The 20,411-nt window shown below is 36.4% G+C and carries 19 protein-coding genes; 6 read left to right on the forward strand and 13 right to left on the reverse strand.

Annotated features, from left to right (window positions below; genetic code table 11):
• Both C9J36_RS12435 and C9J36_RS12440 read right to left on the reverse strand, forming a co-directional pair.
• Positions 1-1,071: a D-alanine--D-alanine ligase gene (locus C9J36_RS12435; RefSeq protein ID WP_107943339.1), complete on the reverse strand. Its 1,071-nt coding sequence runs from the start codon at positions 1,069-1,071 to the stop codon at positions 1-3.
• A gap of 49 nt (positions 1,072-1,120) precedes the next feature.
• Entirely contained in the window at positions 1,121-1,864 is a 744-nt protein-coding gene (locus C9J36_RS12440; RefSeq protein WP_107943340.1) for a hypothetical protein, read from the reverse strand.
• A gap of 440 nt (positions 1,865-2,304) precedes the next feature.
• On the opposite strand from C9J36_RS12440, the gene C9J36_RS12445 reads away from it, so the two are divergent.
• A complete protein-coding gene (locus tag C9J36_RS12445) occupies positions 2,305-3,498 on the forward strand; it encodes an FtsW/RodA/SpoVE family cell cycle protein (protein ID WP_066169125.1) in 1,194 nt (397 codons plus the stop codon).
• Positions 3,499-3,741: 243 nt separating this feature from the next.
• Here the strand turns inward: C9J36_RS12445 and C9J36_RS17430 are convergent, their stop codons facing one another.
• Entirely contained in the window at positions 3,742-3,882 is a 141-nt protein-coding gene (locus C9J36_RS17430) for an Lmo0850 family protein (protein ID WP_201261946.1), read from the reverse strand.
• 763 nt (positions 3,883-4,645) lie between these two features.
• On the opposite strand from C9J36_RS17430, the gene cls reads away from it, so the two are divergent.
• Positions 4,646-6,103, forward strand: coding sequence for a cardiolipin synthase (gene cls / locus C9J36_RS12450; RefSeq protein ID WP_066169127.1), 1,458 nt, complete (start codon positions 4,646-4,648; stop codon positions 6,101-6,103).
• A 130-nt stretch (positions 6,104-6,233) separates the two neighbouring features.
• Here the strand turns inward: cls and C9J36_RS12455 are convergent, their stop codons facing one another.
• The 4 genes from C9J36_RS12455 to C9J36_RS12470 form a co-directional block, all read right to left on the reverse strand.
• Complete coding sequence (locus C9J36_RS12455; RefSeq protein ID WP_107943341.1) at positions 6,234-7,085, reverse strand: M15 family metallopeptidase; 852 nt, start codon at positions 7,083-7,085, stop codon at positions 6,234-6,236.
• A gap of 32 nt (positions 7,086-7,117) precedes the next feature.
• Positions 7,118-7,366: a hypothetical protein gene (locus tag C9J36_RS12460; protein ID WP_107943342.1), complete on the reverse strand. Its 249-nt coding sequence runs from the start codon at positions 7,364-7,366 to the stop codon at positions 7,118-7,120.
• A 13-nt stretch (positions 7,367-7,379) separates the two neighbouring features.
• Entirely contained in the window at positions 7,380-8,126 is a 747-nt protein-coding gene (gene yidC, locus C9J36_RS12465; protein ID WP_066169133.1) for a membrane protein insertase YidC, read from the reverse strand.
• A gap of 316 nt (positions 8,127-8,442) precedes the next feature.
• On the reverse strand, positions 8,443-9,246 hold the full coding sequence (locus C9J36_RS12470; RefSeq protein ID WP_066169135.1) for a helix-turn-helix transcriptional regulator: 804 nt from the start codon (positions 9,244-9,246) through the stop codon (positions 8,443-8,445).
• Positions 9,247-10,314: 1,068 nt separating this feature from the next.
• Here C9J36_RS12470 and C9J36_RS12475 point away from each other — a divergent pair.
• From C9J36_RS12475 to C9J36_RS12485, 3 genes are all read left to right on the forward strand, one after another.
• Positions 10,315-10,965, forward strand: a complete 651-nt coding sequence (locus C9J36_RS12475; protein WP_066169137.1) for a LytTR family DNA-binding domain-containing protein — start codon at positions 10,315-10,317, stop codon at positions 10,963-10,965.
• Positions 10,966-11,640: 675 nt separating this feature from the next.
• Positions 11,641-13,164, forward strand: coding sequence for a succinyl-CoA:acetate CoA-transferase ScpC (scpC, locus tag C9J36_RS12480; RefSeq protein WP_066169138.1), 1,524 nt, complete (start codon positions 11,641-11,643; stop codon positions 13,162-13,164).
• Positions 13,165-13,391: 227 nt separating this feature from the next.
• A complete protein-coding gene (locus C9J36_RS12485; RefSeq protein WP_107943343.1) occupies positions 13,392-14,537 on the forward strand; it encodes an MFS transporter in 1,146 nt (381 codons plus the stop codon).
• A gap of 502 nt (positions 14,538-15,039) precedes the next feature.
• On the opposite strand, the gene C9J36_RS12495 is transcribed toward C9J36_RS12485, so the two are convergent.
• From C9J36_RS12495 to mntR, 5 genes are all read right to left on the reverse strand, one after another.
• Positions 15,040-15,351, reverse strand: coding sequence for a hypothetical protein (locus C9J36_RS12495; RefSeq protein ID WP_066169143.1), 312 nt, complete (start codon positions 15,349-15,351; stop codon positions 15,040-15,042).
• A 434-nt stretch (positions 15,352-15,785) separates the two neighbouring features.
• Positions 15,786-16,073 (reverse strand): GNAT family N-acetyltransferase, encoded by a 288-nt coding sequence (locus C9J36_RS12500; RefSeq protein WP_107943345.1) that lies wholly within the window; start codon positions 16,071-16,073, stop codon positions 15,786-15,788.
• Positions 16,074-16,261: 188 nt separating this feature from the next.
• Complete coding sequence (locus C9J36_RS12505; protein WP_066169147.1) at positions 16,262-17,164, reverse strand: DUF1002 domain-containing protein; 903 nt, start codon at positions 17,162-17,164, stop codon at positions 16,262-16,264.
• A gap of 119 nt (positions 17,165-17,283) precedes the next feature.
• The gene (locus tag C9J36_RS12510; RefSeq protein WP_066169149.1) at positions 17,284-18,138 is read right to left on the reverse strand and encodes a CvfB family protein; all 855 of its coding nucleotides are present in this window, start codon (positions 18,136-18,138) and stop codon (positions 17,284-17,286) included.
• 24 nt (positions 18,139-18,162) lie between these two features.
• Positions 18,163-18,582, reverse strand: a complete 420-nt coding sequence (mntR, locus tag C9J36_RS12515) for a transcriptional regulator MntR (RefSeq protein WP_066169152.1) — start codon at positions 18,580-18,582, stop codon at positions 18,163-18,165.
• A gap of 452 nt (positions 18,583-19,034) precedes the next feature.
• Between mntR and C9J36_RS12520 the strand changes: the two genes are divergently transcribed.
• Positions 19,035-19,823, forward strand: a complete 789-nt coding sequence (locus tag C9J36_RS12520; protein ID WP_107943346.1) for a DUF7683 domain-containing protein — start codon at positions 19,035-19,037, stop codon at positions 19,821-19,823.
• Between the two features lie 31 nt (positions 19,824-19,854).
• On the opposite strand, the gene C9J36_RS12525 is transcribed toward C9J36_RS12520, so the two are convergent.
• Positions 19,855-20,139 carry a late competence development ComFB family protein gene (locus C9J36_RS12525; RefSeq protein WP_066169156.1) on the reverse strand — a complete coding sequence of 95 codons (285 nt, stop codon included), beginning with the start codon at positions 20,137-20,139 and terminating at the stop codon, positions 19,855-19,857.
• Positions 20,140-20,411 lie beyond the last annotated feature (272 nt).

Raw genomic sequence — 20,411 nt, forward strand, 5'->3', positions numbered from 1 at the left:
TCAATCTTTGTTGTACTGAAGCTGTTGCTTTTCTTCATAGCGCTCTACAGCTAATTGAATTAATCTATCTATTAATTGCGAATAAGGCACATCTGTATTTTGCCATAGCAATGGATACATGCTAAAAGGTGTAAAGCCCGGCATTGTATTCACTTCGTTAATCAATACCTTATCTTCTGCTGTAACAAAGAAATCTGCACGTACAAGCCCTGCACAATCTAAAATTTTAAATGCACGCTTTGCCATATCTTTTAGTTGCTCAGATGCTTGCGTAGAAAGTTCAGTAGGTATAATTAGCGCTGTTGAACCATCCTTATATTTTGAGTCGTATGTGTAAAACTCTGTTGTAGGTTTAATTTCACCCGCTACAGACACTTGTGGCTCATCATTGCCTAACACTCCTGCTTCAACCTCGCGGGCAACTATCCCTTGCTCAATAACTATTTTACGGTCATATTGAAGAGCAAGCTCCACTGCCTCGATTAGCTGCTCACTATTATTTACTTTACTAATTCCTACACTTGAACCTAAGTTTGCTGGCTTAACAAATAACGGCCAGATTAATTGCTTTTCACATTTTTCTACGACACTTTGCGGATTGCTCTTCCATTCACTTCGTATAAAATAAATATATGGAACTTGCTGTAAGCCTGCTATTTCAAACAACTGCTTCATGATAACCTTATCCATAGCAGCAGCAGAGCTTAATACGCCATTCCCAACATACGGAATATTTAATACTTCAAACAAGCCCTGTACCGTTCCATCTTCTCCATTTGTTCCGTGCAACAGCGGGAAAATGACATCAAATTGAATAGCATTATGCGCTTCAATAAATTCCGTAATATTATTTGGCTTGCTTTCTTCTCTAGTAAATTGTAATTGCCCCTCAGTTTCTACAGGAGCTGTTAATTGGGGACCTGTACGCCATTCACCGTCCAATGTAATATAAATGGGATACACTTCATAGCTAGTAAAATCGACAGCCTTAATAACCGCTGTTGCTGTCGATAGCGATACTTCATGCTCCGCAGATTTCCCGCCATATACTAACCCTATTTTTTTTACCATTTTATTTCCCCCTAATATTATCAATTAATCCTCACAAAACGTTCTAAAACTAACTAATTAAAATCTGCTCATCATACGGCTGTTTAATAATATCATTCAAATCGTCCCAAACTTCATCTGGAAAATCGTAGTCCAGTAATGTTCTAATTTCAATGCTGTAACTGGAATTAGGCTTCTCTTGCTTGCTTAACGATAACAACGCGCCCTCCTTCATATAATGACGCCAAGAGCGCAATACATTTGCATCAATTGCTGGTATTCGTTTGGCAGATTTGCGTCGCCAGAAGTTACCAGTGCCTTCCTTTTCCCTCACCATTTGATTCAATAAATTGGCAATAAGATGCTCCACATCTGCCAAGAAGCGGAAATATATTTTAGTCATTTGATCTTCAGGCGCAGCATAGTAAATATAACGATTTTGTAACTTTTGGAAAAACGGCGAAGCAAGTGGCTCTTTTTTATGACCAATATACAAAAGCTCGGCCTGCTCTAGAGGCGTTAATTCATTTACTTGCTGCTCGTTGTGAAAGTCTAATAAACATAAATCTCCTTTTAAATCCGTTCGTGCAAAGCCCGGTAAATCTTCTGTTGAAATAAAATCTAGCAGTGTATGCATATTAAAAGAACCATCTTCATAAGCGTGCTTTATTAAAAGTAAATTTTTTAATGATGCTGCAGAAGACAGAAATTGTTTATGTGTTAACCTACTGAATATCACAAAGTGGTCAACATCATTCATATGTACATACAAATGGTGCATATAATCCTCTGCCGCCCTCATTTTTCTTGCCACTGCCTACCCGCTCCTTCAATTCCAATAATACTCCTATTATATGCCTATTCCTTGTTTTTTTGAAACATTTTAAATAATGTATCGTCTCAATTCTTACCGATTCAAAAACAGCGACTTCTAACTAATAGCAAATATTTTACTTTCCTTAAGGTGCAATTGTAAAAAATCGAACAAACAACCGTTGTGATTACTTTAAATTTCACTACATATTACTTAGTTTGCAGTATTTTTTCATATAATATGATAAAATCAATTACGCCTCGGCTACCTCGGTGAATATTCATGATTCAGCTTAGTCGTTCGCACCAAAACTTTGAATTAACTACTCCAATAAGACGCAGGTCTTTTAAAAGGAGTTCCTTTTTTTCAGTGAGAGCTACAGCATTCACTGAATCAAATATCAATCATGCAATTAAGCACTTATGAATAAGGTGAATTTTATGGAAAATAATCGTCAATTTATGAAGCGTTTTGATTGGGCACTTGCTGTCATATTATTAATGTTTCTCGCCATTAGTTTATTAGCTATAGCATCTGCTCAGACAGGTGGACAATACGGAAATTATAATTTTGTGCCAAAGCAATTACAATGGTATCTCGTAGGTGCAATTATTATTTCCTTCGTTATGTATTTCGAGCCAGACCAATACAAAAAAATGTCTTGGTATTTATATGGTATAGGTATTTTACTGCTAGTCGTTCTTCTTTTCATGCCCGACGGTGTCGGACAAATTGCTGAAAAAAAAAATGGAGCTAAAAGCTGGTATCATATCCCCGGTGTAGGTAGTATTCAACCTTCAGAGTTTATGAAAACCTTTTTCATTTTAGCTACAGCGAGGTTAATTAGTAAGCATCATGAAAAGCATTTAATCAGGTCATTAAAAACAGATTTTATTTTACTTGCTAAAATCGGGATTACACTCATGATACCATTAGCCTTTATTATGCAGCAGCCCGATCTTGGTTCATCGCTTGTTTTTATCGCCATTACAGCAGCACTTATTATTGTAGCAGGTATTTCATGGAAAATCATATTACCTGTTATTGTTGGTGGTAGTGCTATAGGCGGTGCACTACTTTGGATGGCACTTTATATGCAGGATTTTTTAGAAAAAACATTTGGTTTCAAATCGTATCAATTTGCCCGCATTTATTCCTGGCTCGACCCATATTCGTATTCTTCAAATGAAGGTTATCATCTTATCACTTCGCTTAATGCGATTGGCTCAGGGGAAATTTTTGGTAAAGGCTTTCAAGGTCGAGAAGTATACGTATCAGAAAACCATACCGACTTTATTTTTGCAGTAATCGGCGAGGACTGGGGCTTTGTCGGAGCAAGCTTTGTTATTTGCTTATACTTCTTATTAATCTATCATTTAACTAAAACGACATTACTGCTGAAAGACCCATTTTGCACATATGTTTGTGCCGGTATCATCGCAATGATTACATTCCATGTTTTTGAAAACATCGGTATGACGATTCAGCTTCTTCCAATTACAGGTATCCCATTGCCATTCATTAGCTATGGCGGAAGCTCGTTAATGGGGAATACACTCGCAATTGGGCTCGTCTTTAGTATGCGATTCCACTATAAAACATATATGTTCTCTGGTAATGACGATGATGAATAAAACCTTGTAGGGGCGTCTGAAAAGCCTGCAGAGGCAATGCTTTTCAGACGTTTTTGAAATAATACTTTTTTTAAAAGCTGATTTAAACACCTTTAATATATTTGCGACTGGTCCGTTTAATTGACGAGTTTAATTTTTGTGGTAAGGACATAGTTTTATCCACGTGTTTTTATTGCTCGAAATATATGATACAACGAAGGAGCCGTCTCAAAATGATTTTTCAGACGGCTCCTTCACTCTTTCTTATGCTTGTTGTGCTTGTGGTGATTGTACTGGTGGTGTCAATACTTTCAAAAGCTCGATGCGAGATTTTGTAACAGTTGCGTTCACACCTAACTTAGATAAATTTGAAACAATTTTCTTTAAGTCGATTTCTTTCGCCATTTGCTCCACCTCAGCCTTTTTATAGAATATATCAATTATGCCTCCACTAACTCACTTCCAGATTTTTTGAGTAAAACTGAAAAAGCTTTTCTTTAAAATCTGTTACATTTACTAGAGGCCTACCCTAATTCAGTAGTAGTAATTAGGATAACGTTTTAGGATAGTAGAAAGTTTCACTCTTTAGAGGTCTGACTTGTTTTTCTATACATATCATACCATTAATTCTCACTTGAAAATTTATCAATTATGTTACAACTGCGTAAATTATTATTATCTAGCCTATATTAACTGTGACTGCAAATCTCTCTACCCACTTATACAATATGCTCTATTTCTATTATTTTATTCATCAAATTCTACATCAATTACTGGGGCTGTCCAAAAAGCCGTGCATAGCCGGCATTTTGGACAGGAGCGATGATGTTTCACAAAATGTTGATTCCTATAAACAGAGAACGCCTCTTTTAAAAATGGGGTGAACAGCAGCGTTATCCTTCAGTAAAAGGGAAGCGATGAAAACATTGATTTCAATGCGGTGGCAAAACAAAATGGACTTTTCGAACAACTCCTTTTTTGGGATGGTAATGGAAAACTTCCGTAACTGTGCTTGTCAGTACAAAATATGTGCTTCCGCTGTCTACTCCTTACAAAAAACATTACTACATCGAGATACCTTTATTAAAACAGTCTACATATGCTACTATTATTTAAGGTATTGTACATATCTTTCGTGTATTCAAAAAATTAGGAAGTGGGTGCTGCTATGCTTACTGTTATAGAAACTAGCTTTGTTGCTCTTATTATTTTAGTGCTCAATATTTTATTTGCTATCGCAGTTATTTTTTTAGAGCGCAAAGACCCATCATCTTCATGGGCATGGCTATTAGTATTATTTTTCCTTCCGGTCGTTGGATTCATGTTATATTTATTGCTCGGTAGACAGCTTAGTAAAAAGCATTTTTACCGTTGGGAAGGGCGCGAAAGCATCGGTATTAAAGCATTAATTGATTATCAAATTGAGGCTATTAAAGAAAATAAACTTGAATTTCGTGGAGAGCATATCGAAGCACATCAAGATTTAATTTATATGAATTTAATTACGAATCATGCTGTTTTAACACAAGATAATCATGTCGATATTTTAAATGATGGCACCGAAAAATTTGAGCGACTCATTCAAGATATTATGCATGCCAAAGACCATATTCATATTCAGTACTATATTTTCAAGCTTGATAATATAGGTAAGCGAATTTTTGATGCGACGGTTAAAAAGGCACGACAAGGTGTGAAAGTTCGCATTTTATATGACGAAATGGGGTCACGTAGTGTACGGAAAAAGCAGTTTAAAGAGCTGTTAAATCTCGGTGGGGAAATAGAAGTATTTTTCCCTTCTATCTTACCGCTTATTAATCCGCGTTTAAACTATCGAAACCATCGCAAAATCGTTGTAATTGATGGACGCATTGGCTATATCGGTGGATTTAATGTTGGAGACGAATATTTAGGTTTAAACAAAAAGTTTGGTTACTGGCGCGATACTCATTTACGTATTGAGGGAAGCGCCGTCCATCCTTTACAAACTCGCTTCTTACTCGATTGGAATCAAGCAAGTCACCATCATCGTGTAAAATATGCTGAGCGCTATTTTCCTGTTATCCCTCAAAAAGGAACAGCGGCACTACAAATTGTGTCAAGTGGACCTGATACAGATTGGACAGTTATTAAAAATGGCTACTTACGATTAATTGCAGATGCCAAAAAATACATTTATATTCAATCACCGTATTTTATTCCTGATAGCAGCTTTTTAGATACGATTCGTATCGCCGCATTATCCGGAATCGATGTGCGAATTATGATTCCAAACAAACCAGACCATCCTTTTGTTTATTGGGCAAATTATTCATATGTAGGACTTTTGCTAAAAGCAGGTGCACGTATTTATCAATACAATAAAGGTTTCATTCATTCTAAAATGCTCGTAATCGACGATGAAGTTGCTTCAGTTGGTACAGCCAATATCGATGTGCGCAGCTTCAGTTTAAATTTCGAAGTCAACGCCTTTATTTACGACCGACCAATTGCGCATTATTTAGCAGAGGCATTTGAGTCAGATATTTTTGACAGTACTGAGTTAACAAAAGAAATTTACGATAATCGTTCAAACGTAGTAAAATTTAAAGAATCCATTTCTCGATTACTTTCACCCATTTTATAAGATGAATCTTTAATCGCTACATGTCCATCTACTGAATAAAAAATGGCTGCTGAGAAAGCAGGCTCATCCCTGCATTTCTCAACAGCCATTTTTTTATATTCGTGAAGTTTTTATTTGCTTAATAGCTCTTTTATTTTATTCCTAAATACTCTTCTAATGTTATGTCTGCTTCGAAAATTGCTTTTGCCATTTCAAGACCTATATAACGAAAATGCCATGATTCATACATATAGCCTGTAATGTTTTCCTTGCCCTGTGGGTAGCGTAAAATAAAGCCAAACTCATGAGCATGCTGATGTAGCCACTTTCCTGCAGCCGTTTCACCAAATTCACTTGTCAACCATAAGCTTTCGCGCCCCTTCTCCCCTATATCATAAGCAAGGCCTGTTTGATGCTCAGAATAACCCGGACGTGCACTATAACGATCTGCCGCTTTTTGTCCATCTCTGTTAACATAATTTGTATATAATGTTGTTTGATATTCATAGGAGCGAAAACCACTAAATGCTACAAGATTGAACCCTGCTACCTTTGCACCCGCAAGCATTTTTTCTAATGCCACCTTCGCCTCAGAATTTTCTCCTGGATTATACGTCTTCGGTAAAGGATACTCTTTATTTGCGATTAAAACACCCTTCACGTAAGTCGGTTCCGTTGGCTCAATATGCGTCACTGGATAGCCGCTTTCATCATACTCAGTTCGCTTTGGCTCCTCCTTTGATTCTACTGGCTGCTCCTCTTCCTCTAATTGCGTGCCATCTTTTTCATCTATCTCATCTTGTTCATCTACTTCAGTTGGAAGCTCAGTAGAATTGTTATTTACATCCTGCTGTTCATCAACAGGCGGCTGTAATGAAGGATTAGTTAATTCTTGCTTTTCTTTTACTGTCAACACAATGGCACTAATAATCAATAATGAAGTAATTGTAATAATAACGATTTTCCAAGTATCACTTGTTTTTTTCGTTCGATTGCCCCTCATTCCTGCGCCTACTTTCCTTACTTAATTTTCTATCACTTTGTAACTAAAATAAAAACTACGACAACTGTTGCCAAGCCAAAAAATATGGCTAAATTCCGCATCCACTTCGCTTCCTTCACATAGCCTTGACGCATAAAGCTACGATAGCGAAAGAAATTTGAAAATGTAAACATAACCGTTAAAAACAACACGGCTAAATTAAAATTTTGTTTAATAATAAAAAATATAGCTAGTGCACTACTAGCTATGACTAGTAGCATAGATATTACTTTCTCGTTCATAGTATTTTCCCCATTATTTCTGCTCTGAATAATATTTTCGTCCGATATATGTTTGAATGATTAACAGCAAACCACCAATTGACCAATATAAAGGTAATGCCGCCATTGATGAAAATGAAATAATCACAATCATAATTGGTGAAATGTACATAAACATTTTCATTTGTGCCTTTTGTGCTTCAGGCACTGTCCATAACGATACTTGCGCTTGAACCATATACACAATTCCGGCAATAACCGTCATAATGATATCAGGTGAGCCTAAACTGAACCATAAAAATGGATGTGATTTCACATCTGGTGAATATAAAATGGCATAGTAAAGTCCCATAATAATCGGCATTTGAATTAATATCGGTAAACAGCCCATATTTAATGGATTGATATTATGCTCGCGGTAGAGTGCTAGCATTTCTTGTTGCATCTTCGCTTGCTCTTCCTTCGATTCAGCCTCTTTCATTTTTTGCTGGATTTCCTCCATTTTCGGCTTTACAATATCCATTTTCGACTTCATTGCTGCTTGCGCTCGGTAATTGCGTAGCATAAAGGGCATTAATATTAAACGAATACCTACTGTTATTGCAATAATAGCCATACCATAGCTTCCGTTAAATAGGTCATTCCCTAAAAAATCTAGCAATCGATCCATCGGCTTTACAAAAAAGCTATAAAAAAAACCTTCTTGGTTCTCGACTGCCTTACAGCCACTTAATAGTAAGCTTAGGCTTCCTAGCATACCGAACAGCATTATTTTTTTCATACGGTCACCTTCTAAAGTTGTTAATATGGTGAGTATACAGCAATCTTTTCATGTGCTCAATTATTTGACTATATCAATTACATCAAAGCTAACCTCAGCCTAGATTTTCCCCCGGGTTAATTGTGACACGGTTAACTCGCCTACGTCGTGCAAGCCTCCCTTCAAAATCTACGATATCCGTGCGAGGCTCGACTGGTTATTCAGTCGTTACCATAGGTGGTAGTGTTAGACAAAAATTCCCTCTGTCATTTGATTAATCAAAATAAATAGAGCTGCTGAGATATATTTGCAATCCCAACAGCCACTTTTAAAAATATTAAACATTTTCTATCTTTTTATCAACCATTTCAAAGCGGTAAAAATTGTGATGCTGCTCATCTCGGAAATGCTTCGGCGTAACGCCAGTATATTTTTTAAAAATACGCGTAAAATAGCTTTGATTACAAAAATGGAATTGATTTGAAATGGAAGTAATGCTTTTATTCGTATGCCTCAAATAATACTGTGATTCTTCAACGCGACGGACGTTTAAATACTCAACCAATGTAATGCCAACATGTTCTCGGAAAATACGTGATAAATGACTTGTACTAATATGAAAGTTATTTGCAATATTTTCCACGGTTAAATCTGTTTCTAATTCATCATTTATATACATAATAACTTTATTAACAGTTTGATGGCTAAATGTCGGCTGCTTACGGTCCGCAATGAAATACACATAGAATTCTATTAAATCATCCGCGAACTGTAAAAATTCAGCATCCTTCATTTTATTTTCAATCATGTCAGCACAAGCTAAATTAAATGCAAATGCCTTTTTAGGAGGTACTTGATTATCGAGTAGCTTGCGTGCAACAATTGATGATAAAACCACAAAATAGTGGCGCACCGCTTTAATCATTTGTTTGCCGAAACGAATAGATAAAATATCAATTAATGCACGTAACGATTCTTTCGCCTTTGTCTCTTCTAAATGGTAAATTTCAAATAATAATCTCGACTCTATAGCAAAAAAATCTTCCACACCATCGTATTGATTAATATTATCAATTTCCTGAAAATAACGTTTAGATATTGTTCCTGCTATCGATTGTTGTGGTTGCATAATATATCCCATCTTTCCTAAAAAATACTCTCATACCTTCCTAGATTCTTAGTTGTTTAACAAGATGTATATTTTTGTCATAATCAATTACGCCTTTATATGTAGTTGCGTCCAGATGCTTTCAAGCTGTTTCATGGTAGTTAACCTAAAACCATCATGTCATGTGACAACTGTTAACTACCCTGCATAGCACAATCTGTGACATCTAGGCCAACCCAATGTTGGTCACTAAGTCGTTATTTTAGTATGCCATGTTCTTAGAGTCCCTATGATTCAGCGGGTGTTTGGACATTAGCTGAAATGAGTCAAATAAAGGCATTCATCTCGCTACCTACAGAGGTGGGAGATTTCTGTACCTGTCGCTACGCTTTCGGTACAAAAAATATTGCTGAAAGACGTTAAAACCATTACTCAGAAACTATATTTTCGCTAAATCATTAGATATTTTTTAGTAACTACAGTGAATATTACCATAATTTATGTTTTTTTATCAACCAATATTTTTTATTTCATTAGTTGATTTTTACTATTGTTTAAAAAGCTAAATTGCTATTCCCTTTATTTTACTAAAGCACTATTTTCATTTAGAACAAAAGCTAAATGTCTTTAGCGAAAATATGAGTAAAGTCGAGACCCCAATCTACAATTAGATTTCTTTTAGCCCACGACGTCATTCATCATTATAGTAAACTTGACTCAACAACATCTAAACAAAACTTAAAGCTATATAAATATAAAAGAAGAAACAACATGATTTTCCATTTTAAACCTAATGCAGAAAAATTAATCAATAAAATAACTTAATCAAATCCAATATACAATAGGATGATTCTTCATTCATCCATATCATACAGTAGATTTTCATTGTAAACAGATTATTTTCACAGCTATAGCTTGCAAGAATAATTAAGCATACTGTAAATAAATCGTTTAAAATATCAAATTTTCCGAAAACTTTAGCATCTTTGTAGGAAAAAGCATGTAATCACTACATTATTCTCAAATCTGCTATAGCATAAATGTGAACAAATATAGTAAAATAGAGGATAAAGACTTTATTTATAAAAGAGGTGTCGTATCATGGATCCAAAACAAGTGGAAGAAATTATGGAAATTATTAAAGAATTTTTCCCTGAGGATACATCAATTGCAATTTCAAATACGGATGAATATTTATATTATCAACCCAGCAAAAGAGTTGACTTAAAAATTAAACCTGGCGATCCGGTAAAAAAGGGTTCTGCGGCATTTCAAGCTCTTACTTATGGGCAAAAAGTAAGCACCTATATAGAACCTGAGGTATTTGGAGTACCCTATTTCGGGATGAGCATTCCTTTAATGGAAGAAGGTGAAATGAAAGGCGCAATAACAGCCGTCTTCCCTCAAAAGCCGTCACCGTTCTTAACAAACTACATTACAATTAAAATAGACGACTGCTGGTACCCAATTAAACACAACCAAGTCATCTATTTAGAAACACAGCTACGTAAAACATATGTTAAAACAATGAATCGCGCAGGCTATCATCGCTTGAACTTAAGCGATTTGGAGCTATTTTTAGCGCCTGACTCTTTCATTCGTTGCCACAGGTCATACATCGTAAACATTGATTTTATTGATGAAATTCAACCAGACTCTCACTCAACGTTTTTACTTATTATGAAGGATGGGACACGTATCCCTGTAAGCCAGCGTTACGCAAGCTACTTCCGTCGCTCACTCGGCTTTTAAATAATTACGGAGGCGGAATTGCCGCCAGAGGCTTAGACCAACATGATGTTGGTCACTCAGTCGTTATCTTAGTATGCATTATTCTTAGACTGAGTTCCTCTTTAATAGCGAGTGGGTGGACACCCGCTGAAATAGGTTTAATGCATATGACCTATAGGGGTTGAGACTTCTATATCTTTTACCTGTCGCTACGCTATCAATACAAAAAACATGTGCTTAAAGAAGCTAACATCAGTATTCGGTTATATTTACATACCGCTACAAAATCTCTAATATATCGCAAATTCTCTTTTTTTCTCGCTTAAACATTTTTTAAGCACTTTCATGTACAAGGTGAAGAATTTGTGACAATTTAGTGATAATATGTGGTGGTATGTATTTTAATAACTGTTTTTAAAAAACAGAAAATTCAAATTTCTTATTAATTATGTCTTAGCCAAATCTGTCCAGATTGTTTCAAGCTTCATTATCACTTCTGCGACATCGGTCTAAGGCTTAGACTAACACCTATGTTGGTCATTCAGTCATTGCCACTAGATGTGGCTAAGTTCCTCTCAGCAAGTGTTGGAGCACTCGCTGAATTAGGTAAACGAAGCATTTTCTCTCTATCTTATATAGTAGAGAGAATCTTATGCACTAGTCCAAATAAACTTTTTTTGCGAAGGAGGATTTTCAATGGATTCAAGAATTGAAAAACGCTTAGGGGTAAAAGAATTAGCTAATAAAATTGTTTCTGCTGCTGAAGCTGCTGCTCTTATTCAAGACGGTACTGTAGTAGGTATGAGTGGGTTTACACGTGCTGGTGACGCAAAAGTTGTACCAGAGGCCCTTGCAGAACGCGCAAAAAGCGAGCCATTAAAAATTGACGTTTACACAGGAGCATCGCTTGGTCCAGAGGTTGACAATCATTTGGCAACTGTTGGTGCAATTCGCAAGCGTGGACCATTCATTGCAGATGCAGGTATTCGTAACTTAATTAACTCAGGTCAAGTAACTTATGTGGATGCACACCTTTCTCATAATGCTGAATTAGTACGTCAAGGAATTATTGGACCAATTAAGCACTTAATTATTGAGGCTGTTGCCATTACAGAAGATGGCTTAATCATTCCAACAAACTCAGTTGGAAACTCGCCTATTTTTGCACAATATGCAGAAAATATTATTGTAGAGTTAAATATTTCTCACCCAGAATCATTAGTAGGTATTCATGATATTTATATCCCTGGTGAGCAAGGTGCTCGTGAGCCAATTCCAATGACAAATATTCAGCAACGCATTGGTGAAATCGGTATTCGCGTGCCACTTGAAAAAATTCAAGCAATTGTTATTTCTGAAGAGCCAGACGCACCTTCATTAATCGTACCGCCAGATGAAGAAACAGAAACAATGGCAAATATTTTATTAGACTTCTTCCGTTCTGAAATTAAAGCAGGTCGCTTAACAAATAGCTTAATGCCTTTACAATCAGGTGTAGGTTCTGTTGCAAACGCTGTATTAGAAGGCTTTGCTGATTCAGAGTTTGAAGATTTAGTAGTTGCTTCTGAAGTATTACAGGATGCTGTATTCAACTTAATTGATGCAGGTAAAGTTAAATTTGCTGCTGCAACATCGATTACACTTACTGAAGAATTACAGAAAAAAGTGTATGGCAACCTAGAAAAATATGCTGATAAAGTAGTATTACGTTCACAAGAAATTTCGAACCACCCAGAGCTTATCCGCCGCTTAGGCTTAATCTCTATTAACACAGCGCTTGAGTTGGACATTTACGGAAATGTAAACTCTACTCACGTTTCAGGTACAAAAATGATGAACGGTATCGGTGGCTCAGGTGACTTCGCTCGTAACGCTCGTCTAGGTATTTTCGTAACAAAATCATACGCAAAAGGCGGCGCAATTTCTTCTATCGTACCAATGGTTTCTCACGTAGACCATACAGAGCACGATGTAGACGTAATCGTTACAGAGCAAGGTATTGCTGACCTACGTGGCTTAGCACCGAAAGAGCGTGCACAATTAATTATTGAAAACTGTGTGCATCCAGACTTCAAAGAGCAATTACGCGATTACTATAACCGCGCTGTTGAAGCTACTGGTAACCACCAAACACCACATATTTTAGAAGAAGCTCTTTCTTGGCACGTAAATCTTGCTAAAAACAAAACAATGAAGCAAGAAGTACCTGCTCAAGCTTAAAAACCAATTACTCATGAGTATAATTGCGGCTAGGTTTTGATTCAGCGGGTGCTTATACACTCACTGACTCAAGGCCAAATAAGCATTAATCTCACCATTTGTAGCTGTGGAAGTTTACTGCTGAATCAAAATAAAAAGACAAAATCTGTTCAATCAGATTTTGTCTTTTTTCATTGAAAAAATGATATAATTAATTATTGAGAAATATTATCAAATGGAGGCTTACTATGCGTTTCTTTATATATGCTATAATTTTCTTCTCATTTTTCGATTTATTTACACAGCTACCTGTGATGAGTACCTTTGCAGAATCTGTTGGTGCTACACCATTTATAGCAGGACTTGCTGTAGGTATGTATTCATTTTCTAATACATTCGGCAATATTTTATCAGGTTTTTGGACAGATAAAAAAGGACCGTTCCATGTACTTGTGATTGGTTTATTGCTAACAGGGGGCTCCCTTTTATTATATAGACTGGTTGAGGAACCTATACTTCTATTAGCGATTCGTTTTGTTCATGGTCTAGTAGCTGGGTTTATTGTTCCTGCAGCCTTTACTTATTTAGCAAATGCTACAGAGCAAACAAAACGCGGGAAAAGCAGCGCAATTTCTGGAGCGTTTGTCGGGATTGCTGCAATTGTAGGACCCGCGTTTAGCGGCATTATGGCGAGCCGCCAAAGCGTACCGTTTGTTTTTGGCATTACGGCTACTTTCATGCTTATTTTAGGAATTTTAACGCTTGTTATACTGCGTAATACAAAGATTACTAAATCAAGCAAACAGGAGCGAATGATTCCTGTAAGCACATTTTTCCGCAACAGCGGAACCTTAAAAGCATTCACAGGTGCATTCTTCCTGATGTTTTCCCAAGGTGTTATTGCATATCAATTGCCTTTACATGTGCAATCACTAGGCTTTGACTCACGTATGAGTGGGATGCTGATGAGCACCTTTGGCATTGTAGCAGTACTCGTTTTTGTTTTACCGACAAACCGCATTTTTGATAAAGTGGCCCCTAGCTATACATTGGCAATTGGCATTGGTTTAATGGGCGTTAGCCAACTTATTTTAAGCCAATCAAATAACAGCGGCATGTTATACGCCGCACTTGCTTGCTATGGTATCGGATTCGGTCTATTATTCCCATCGATTAACTCTTTGTTAATCGACTCTACATCTTCTGAGGTACGAGGGAAAGCATATGGCTATTTCTATGCATTCTTCTCATTTGGTGTAGTTATCGGTTCATCTTTACTGGGATTACTTGCATTAAACCATACACAAGGCTTTATTTTAACGGGGATTATTTTATTAATTTTCGCTGGTGTAAGCTTAATTAACTTTAGCAAGGTAAAACAAGCTGCGCATTAAGATTGACTACTAGCTAATAAAACCATAAATTAGCTGTATAAGAAAGCTGAACATCTCCTTAGCACAGTGAAAAATTAACGTTATGCTATTTTATCCCGCATTAACGGATAGTAAGACTTCCGCTTCTAAGACTTAAGTAAAAATGCGCTAAGGGTAAGTGGGGGATGGGGGAAACCTCCACTGATTGAAGTTTCACTTTATTTTAAATTCAAAAAAAGTTGCTAAACCCAATGATATCCCATTTCCAAAGAAATTCTTTTCTATTTTATCCAGTGATTCCTTTGATGAAGCATCATCGAAAGCGTCTCAAAGGCAGGCAATGCGCTGCTTTTGGGACGCTCCTCTTCGATAAAAAATCTAGCCTTACAACTTCTAAAAGAATATGGATATCTTCCTAATTGGTTGTTATTCCAATAAAAAAGTAAAGGTTGTTTGAAAGCGGCGTGCCTGCCTTCAAACAACCTTCTCCCTTTTATTCGAATATTATATTTCAATTTTTGCATTATGTTAATTCTTCTTGGTCATTTTCATTGTAGTATTGCACCGCTGTTTGTGCTCCTTCCGCAATCATATTATTTTCGCGAATTTCTGTCGTATTTGCGCTACCAGCGGTTTCAGCCAAATCTTGTAGCGGTGTTTCTTCCTCCATTGATGCTCCATTTCCTTTCATTCCATCCATCATTTCAGTCGCTTTAGCTTTAGCATCCTGAATATAGCCCATTAGCTTGTCTCTATTTTCCTTTTTACTTAAATAACTTGCTGCTCCTGCTACTAATCCTGCAATAACAACGCCTTTTCCTTTTAGTTTTGCCATTATGATTCCCTCCACTGTTCTTATTGTTATATGGAAGTTATACCCTACCGATTTATAGTTTAAACATTCTATCAGGCAGCTCACTCTAAAACAAGTTAGATAGCGTCTATTTTAGTATATTTTTATGAAGAATGTTTCTATTTCTTTAATTTAGGGTATAAAAATAATATCAATGGAAAGGGGCGATGAAAAATGTTTAAATTTCAAGACATACAGTTTGGCGGACAAGAAGTATTATCAATACTAGGAGCTGCAGGCGTGTTAACATCGCTCGTGTACTTCTTTGTATTTTAATACGAATATTTAGACATTTTAAAGTTGAAAGAAAGGGCTTTAAAAGCAATGTTTGCAATCTTTAAAATTTATATTTCAATAAAAAAGCAAAGAGGTTATCCGAAAAGGCGTATTAGCCAGTTCTCGGATAACCCTTTATTTTATGCCTTCACATCGTTATATGCATCACTTTTCTCGAAAGAAGCGACTACATAGGAGCAAATTGCATGCATTTTCAAATTATTTTCGCGTGCGTAGTCTGCTGCTTTATCTAACAGCTTTTTTGCTACCCCTTGTCCGCGCAATTGGTCTGACACGTATGTGTGATCCATATGCATCACACCGTCTCTCTCAGACCATGTAATCTCAGCTAAACGCTCGCCATTCTGCTCATATTCATAAGCTAAATGTCCATTATGATTGACTAAAGTAAATTCCACTATATCCATCCCCTTTAAATTATATTAATTACGCCTCGGCTAACTCTAGTCCAGACTTTTTAGAGCTTTCCCCTTCGAAATCTGTGACCTCTGCCTGAGCTTGGTTCAACATAATGTTGGTCACTCAATCGCCTGCACAGGTGTTACAGTGTTTTAGACTGTCATCCTCTGATTCAGCAGGTATCCCCACACACAAGTTATTTAAACCACGAAGAAATAGTTTCTATTAATTTATTAAAAAAGTTTTTTACACCGTTCCAAAAACCTTCGTCTTGAAGAATAGGTGCAAACTTTTCTTCAATTGTTTTACTTAAATCAGATAACTGTGATGATAGCTTTGAAAAATCAATATCAAGCGAGCGAATACGATCCATTAAATCAATTAATAATTGACGGTCTTGCTCGCTCAAATTAATTTGCAATCGCGATAATTGCTCTTCTACAATTTGTTGAACTTCTTCACGAGATACAGGCTTTTGCTCTGCAATCACTTTTTTAATTTCCGTTAAAAGTTCTGCAACTTTCTCATCAGAAATACCAGCGCTATCCGCAATCGATGTCGCAATATTTAACTCCTCATTTGCTACATCTGTGCGCTCAATATCAAGCTTCTCGCCTGTTTTCACTTCGTATGCCTTATAAATACCTACTAAAGCTGAATGACCTGTCACTGGCTTCGGTGCTGCTATTTCTACAATTGCATCCTCGATTCCAGCTGTTACCATTGCATTGGCATAAATTTCAGCTGTTACTTCCGTAATATTTTCCGGTGTTAAAATACTAATAACTAGTCCTTTGCCCTCTTCTTGTCGCGTAATCTTTGCCGAAGAATACATGCGAGAGCTAGCATTACTATTTTTAATATATTGTACTAAATCATCACCAGATACCGTCACTTCATCAATTTCAGATTCTTCATTGACGCGAAATGCCGTTTTCATTATTTCTTTTTCCGCATCTGAAAGATTTGCACCGTATACAACAATTGGTACACCAAGTTTTTCATTTATTGGCTTTTGTGTTGTGGCGCTAGCAAGTGGCGCAAATACCGCTAAAGCTAACACTGTTATAACAAGCTTTATTATCCATTTTTGCTTCATATTTTTACTCCCCTCAAACACTTCACTATCTATTGTCGGTAATTCGTATTATCATACGTCTTTCCCTTGTCTATTAGTACGTGTTTAAAAGTAAAAGGTTGCAGGAAGCCTTGTAGTGCTTATAGAAGCTCTGTCCAGCCATCCTGTTGTTTAATTTTTCCTGCCTTCATTAATGAGCCTAGTGCTCGTTTAAAAGCGCCCTTACTCATCTCAAACATTTCCTGAATTTCCTCTGGTGTCGATTTATCACCAAATGGCATTTTGCCACCAACACTTTCTAAATAAGCGTAAATTCTCTCTGCATCATCACCTAAGCGCTCATGCTTACGAGGAAGTAACGAGCCATTAAGTGAGCCGTCTTCCTTTACATCAATCACACGCACTTGTACGTCTTGTCCTAAGCGTGGCTCCGCCTTCATTTCTGATGAATGAACAAAAATGCGGTATGGCGTATCAATCCCAATTAAAAACGACCCTACAGGCAATAAGCGATACGGGCGTGCTATAATGTTTTTATTATACATTTCATCAAAAGCACCCTCATAAAGTTCATTCACTTTTTCCTCGGTTGCTAAGCGACCAAATAAATCACCGTTGCGGTCTGTGCGAAGCGTCATAAATAAATGGTCACCGGGCTGCGGCCAAAGCTCTTGTAATGCAGGTAAATCCTCCGCTTTAACAATTACTTCACGTGATGTTCCAATATCAACAACTGCACCTTCACGAGTTACTTTTAAGACACGTGCCCAATTGTACTGTCCTTCTAAAATTGTTGGTAAAGCTGTTGTTGCTTGTAACTCTCCTCGGCGGTCTGCATATAAAAATACGGTAATGCGCTCCCCTGCAGCGACTGTCTCCGCCACTTCCGACATATTTAACGGAATTTCTGCATCACCGTTTGTTAATACATAGCGAGAGCCTTGTTGTTCCAATACAGTTAATTCTACAACTTGCCCTGAGCGTAATTCATTCATCTTTCGCAAATTCCTTTCTGCGTCTTATATATTTTGCTGTGCCTTCATTGCATCTAGCTTTGCTACAAAGTCCTTCTCTTCTTCCATTAGTTGTACCAAATCTGCAATTCGGTCAATTGCATTCCAGCTTAAATGGTGTTCGATTCCTTCAACGTCCTCATAGATACGCTCCTCGTCTACACCAATAATACGTAAAAATTCCTCTAGTAAATCATGCCTTTGTACAAGTCGTTTACCTAATTTTTCCCCTTTTGGTGTAAGTGTTAAACCTCTATATTTTTCGTATACTAAGTAGCCGTCTTTATCTAACTTCTGAACCATTTTTGTAACAGACGAAGGTAGAACAGATAATGCTTCTGCGATGTCGGACACTCGTGCATACCCTTTATTGTCAATTAATAAATAAATTTGCTCGATATGATCCTCCATACTTGGTGTTGGCATATCCGATAACCCCTCTCTTTCATATCAATTAGCCCCTGGTTAACTCTAGTCCAGTTTTTTGGAGCTATTTAACCTGCATTACGCAGGCCTCTCTTCAAAATCTGTGACATCTTCCAGAATCTTAACTTGAATCAGCAGAAATTTAAGACTTCCTCTAATTTAATAGCTTTTCTTACATTTTTCCCAGCACTTATAGATGCAGTTAGACTTTTGCTGATTTTAGTTAACTATCTTCAGTTTACTACATATTCAGGCGAAAAGTTAACTGAAAACGGTGATGTTCTAGAGGGCTATTGAAAAAGTAGATATTTGCATGCTTTTTCTAATAATCACAGACGCTTTTATTAAGTATTTTCTACTAATGGTTTCTTTTTTAGACGGATTTGAGAAAAGAAGTTACTTATAGTATTGTTTCTGTATTAGTATTTTCAAACCAAAATAGGGAGATATAAATGAGCGTAAAAATAAAATACCAATGGCGCATCACAAAATATAATCCAATCCACCGAAACGAGCATGGATATTACACAATAGGCTCTGAATGGACTAGCTCTTCAGATATTGGGAAAAATATGTATGATGGACTACTAACATTGGAAAATTACATCAAGGTTGAAACTGCCTATGTTGATACAATTATAAGGTTTTTAGAGGCGAACAACATAAAGTCGATCTGGATTCCTACAGTAACTTATATTGATATCAATAGAGAATCCACCTTGTATGACAAAGAATTTGACAAGCTTCACTTACAGGATGACCAAGAAGTTTCTATAGCGCACGTTCGTCTAATTGCTAAAATGGTGCTACGAGAATTCATTCATTGTAATTTTATAACAAGGAACTTCTTTGTCCATTTTGGCTACGATTACTATTTATACATCGGCTCAAATAGCTACTACGATGAACCATTGAGATTCACTGAAGCACAAAATTTATTTGTAGAAGAAATGATTTCACCTTATTATACAGAAGAGAAAGATATGGTAAGGTCTGTGATTTGGACCAATATCGAAGATGATGTGGTCATTGGACAAGTAATATTACGAAATATTTCATTAAAGGAATACCAGAAAACATTGCGTCTTTCAACACTTCATCCTGTAACAGGTTCCTTTTCAATAACAAAAGATAATTTTGAGTTCTTCCAGAGCAAAATGCATCATCAAATGGATTTTACTAAGTATAACTATTATTTAGATTCAGAGTATTCACCTAATTGTAAAACAGCCCTCAATTAGCATATTGGCTAATTGAAGGCTGTTTTTGTAATCATTTGTTGTGATTAAAATCTTGTCCAACTTCATAAATCGCACGGATAATTTCTTTATTAATCGTCTCAATATTTTGTGGTGTGTTTAATACGTTGAACGCTTCAGCTCTTGCTACGTTTGATGTAACATAGTGCGGTGGTAAATTATTTAATGCTTCGGCAACAATATTCATTTCACATCGTTCACAATGACAAAACGTTTGATACTCTACTCCATAAAGCAAAAATCGAACGAGTCCACGGACAATTTCTTCAGTAACATTCATTAAAAATGGTTGTGTCATTTACATCGCCTCAATCGCTCATGTACTATGAAGCTCCCAAAAGTTTTGTGCTAGTACATCTTTAAATCTGTCCCCTTATCATATAACATCATATATTATGTTGCAAATAACCTGTTCGCCACTATAAAAATAACAATTCAATCTGTAAAATAATGAGAGGTCTTTCTATAACCTAGTTTCATATCACTTTCATTTCACCTATCCATTGCTATATAAACGAATTTTTAGTATTTTAGAAAAATAATACTTACAATTAAGTAAAATACACTAAA

This window comes from Metasolibacillus fluoroglycofenilyticus, from assembly GCF_003049645.1.
In the GTDB taxonomy this organism is placed as follows: Bacteria; Bacillota; Bacilli; order Bacillales_A; family Planococcaceae; genus Metasolibacillus; species Metasolibacillus fluoroglycofenilyticus.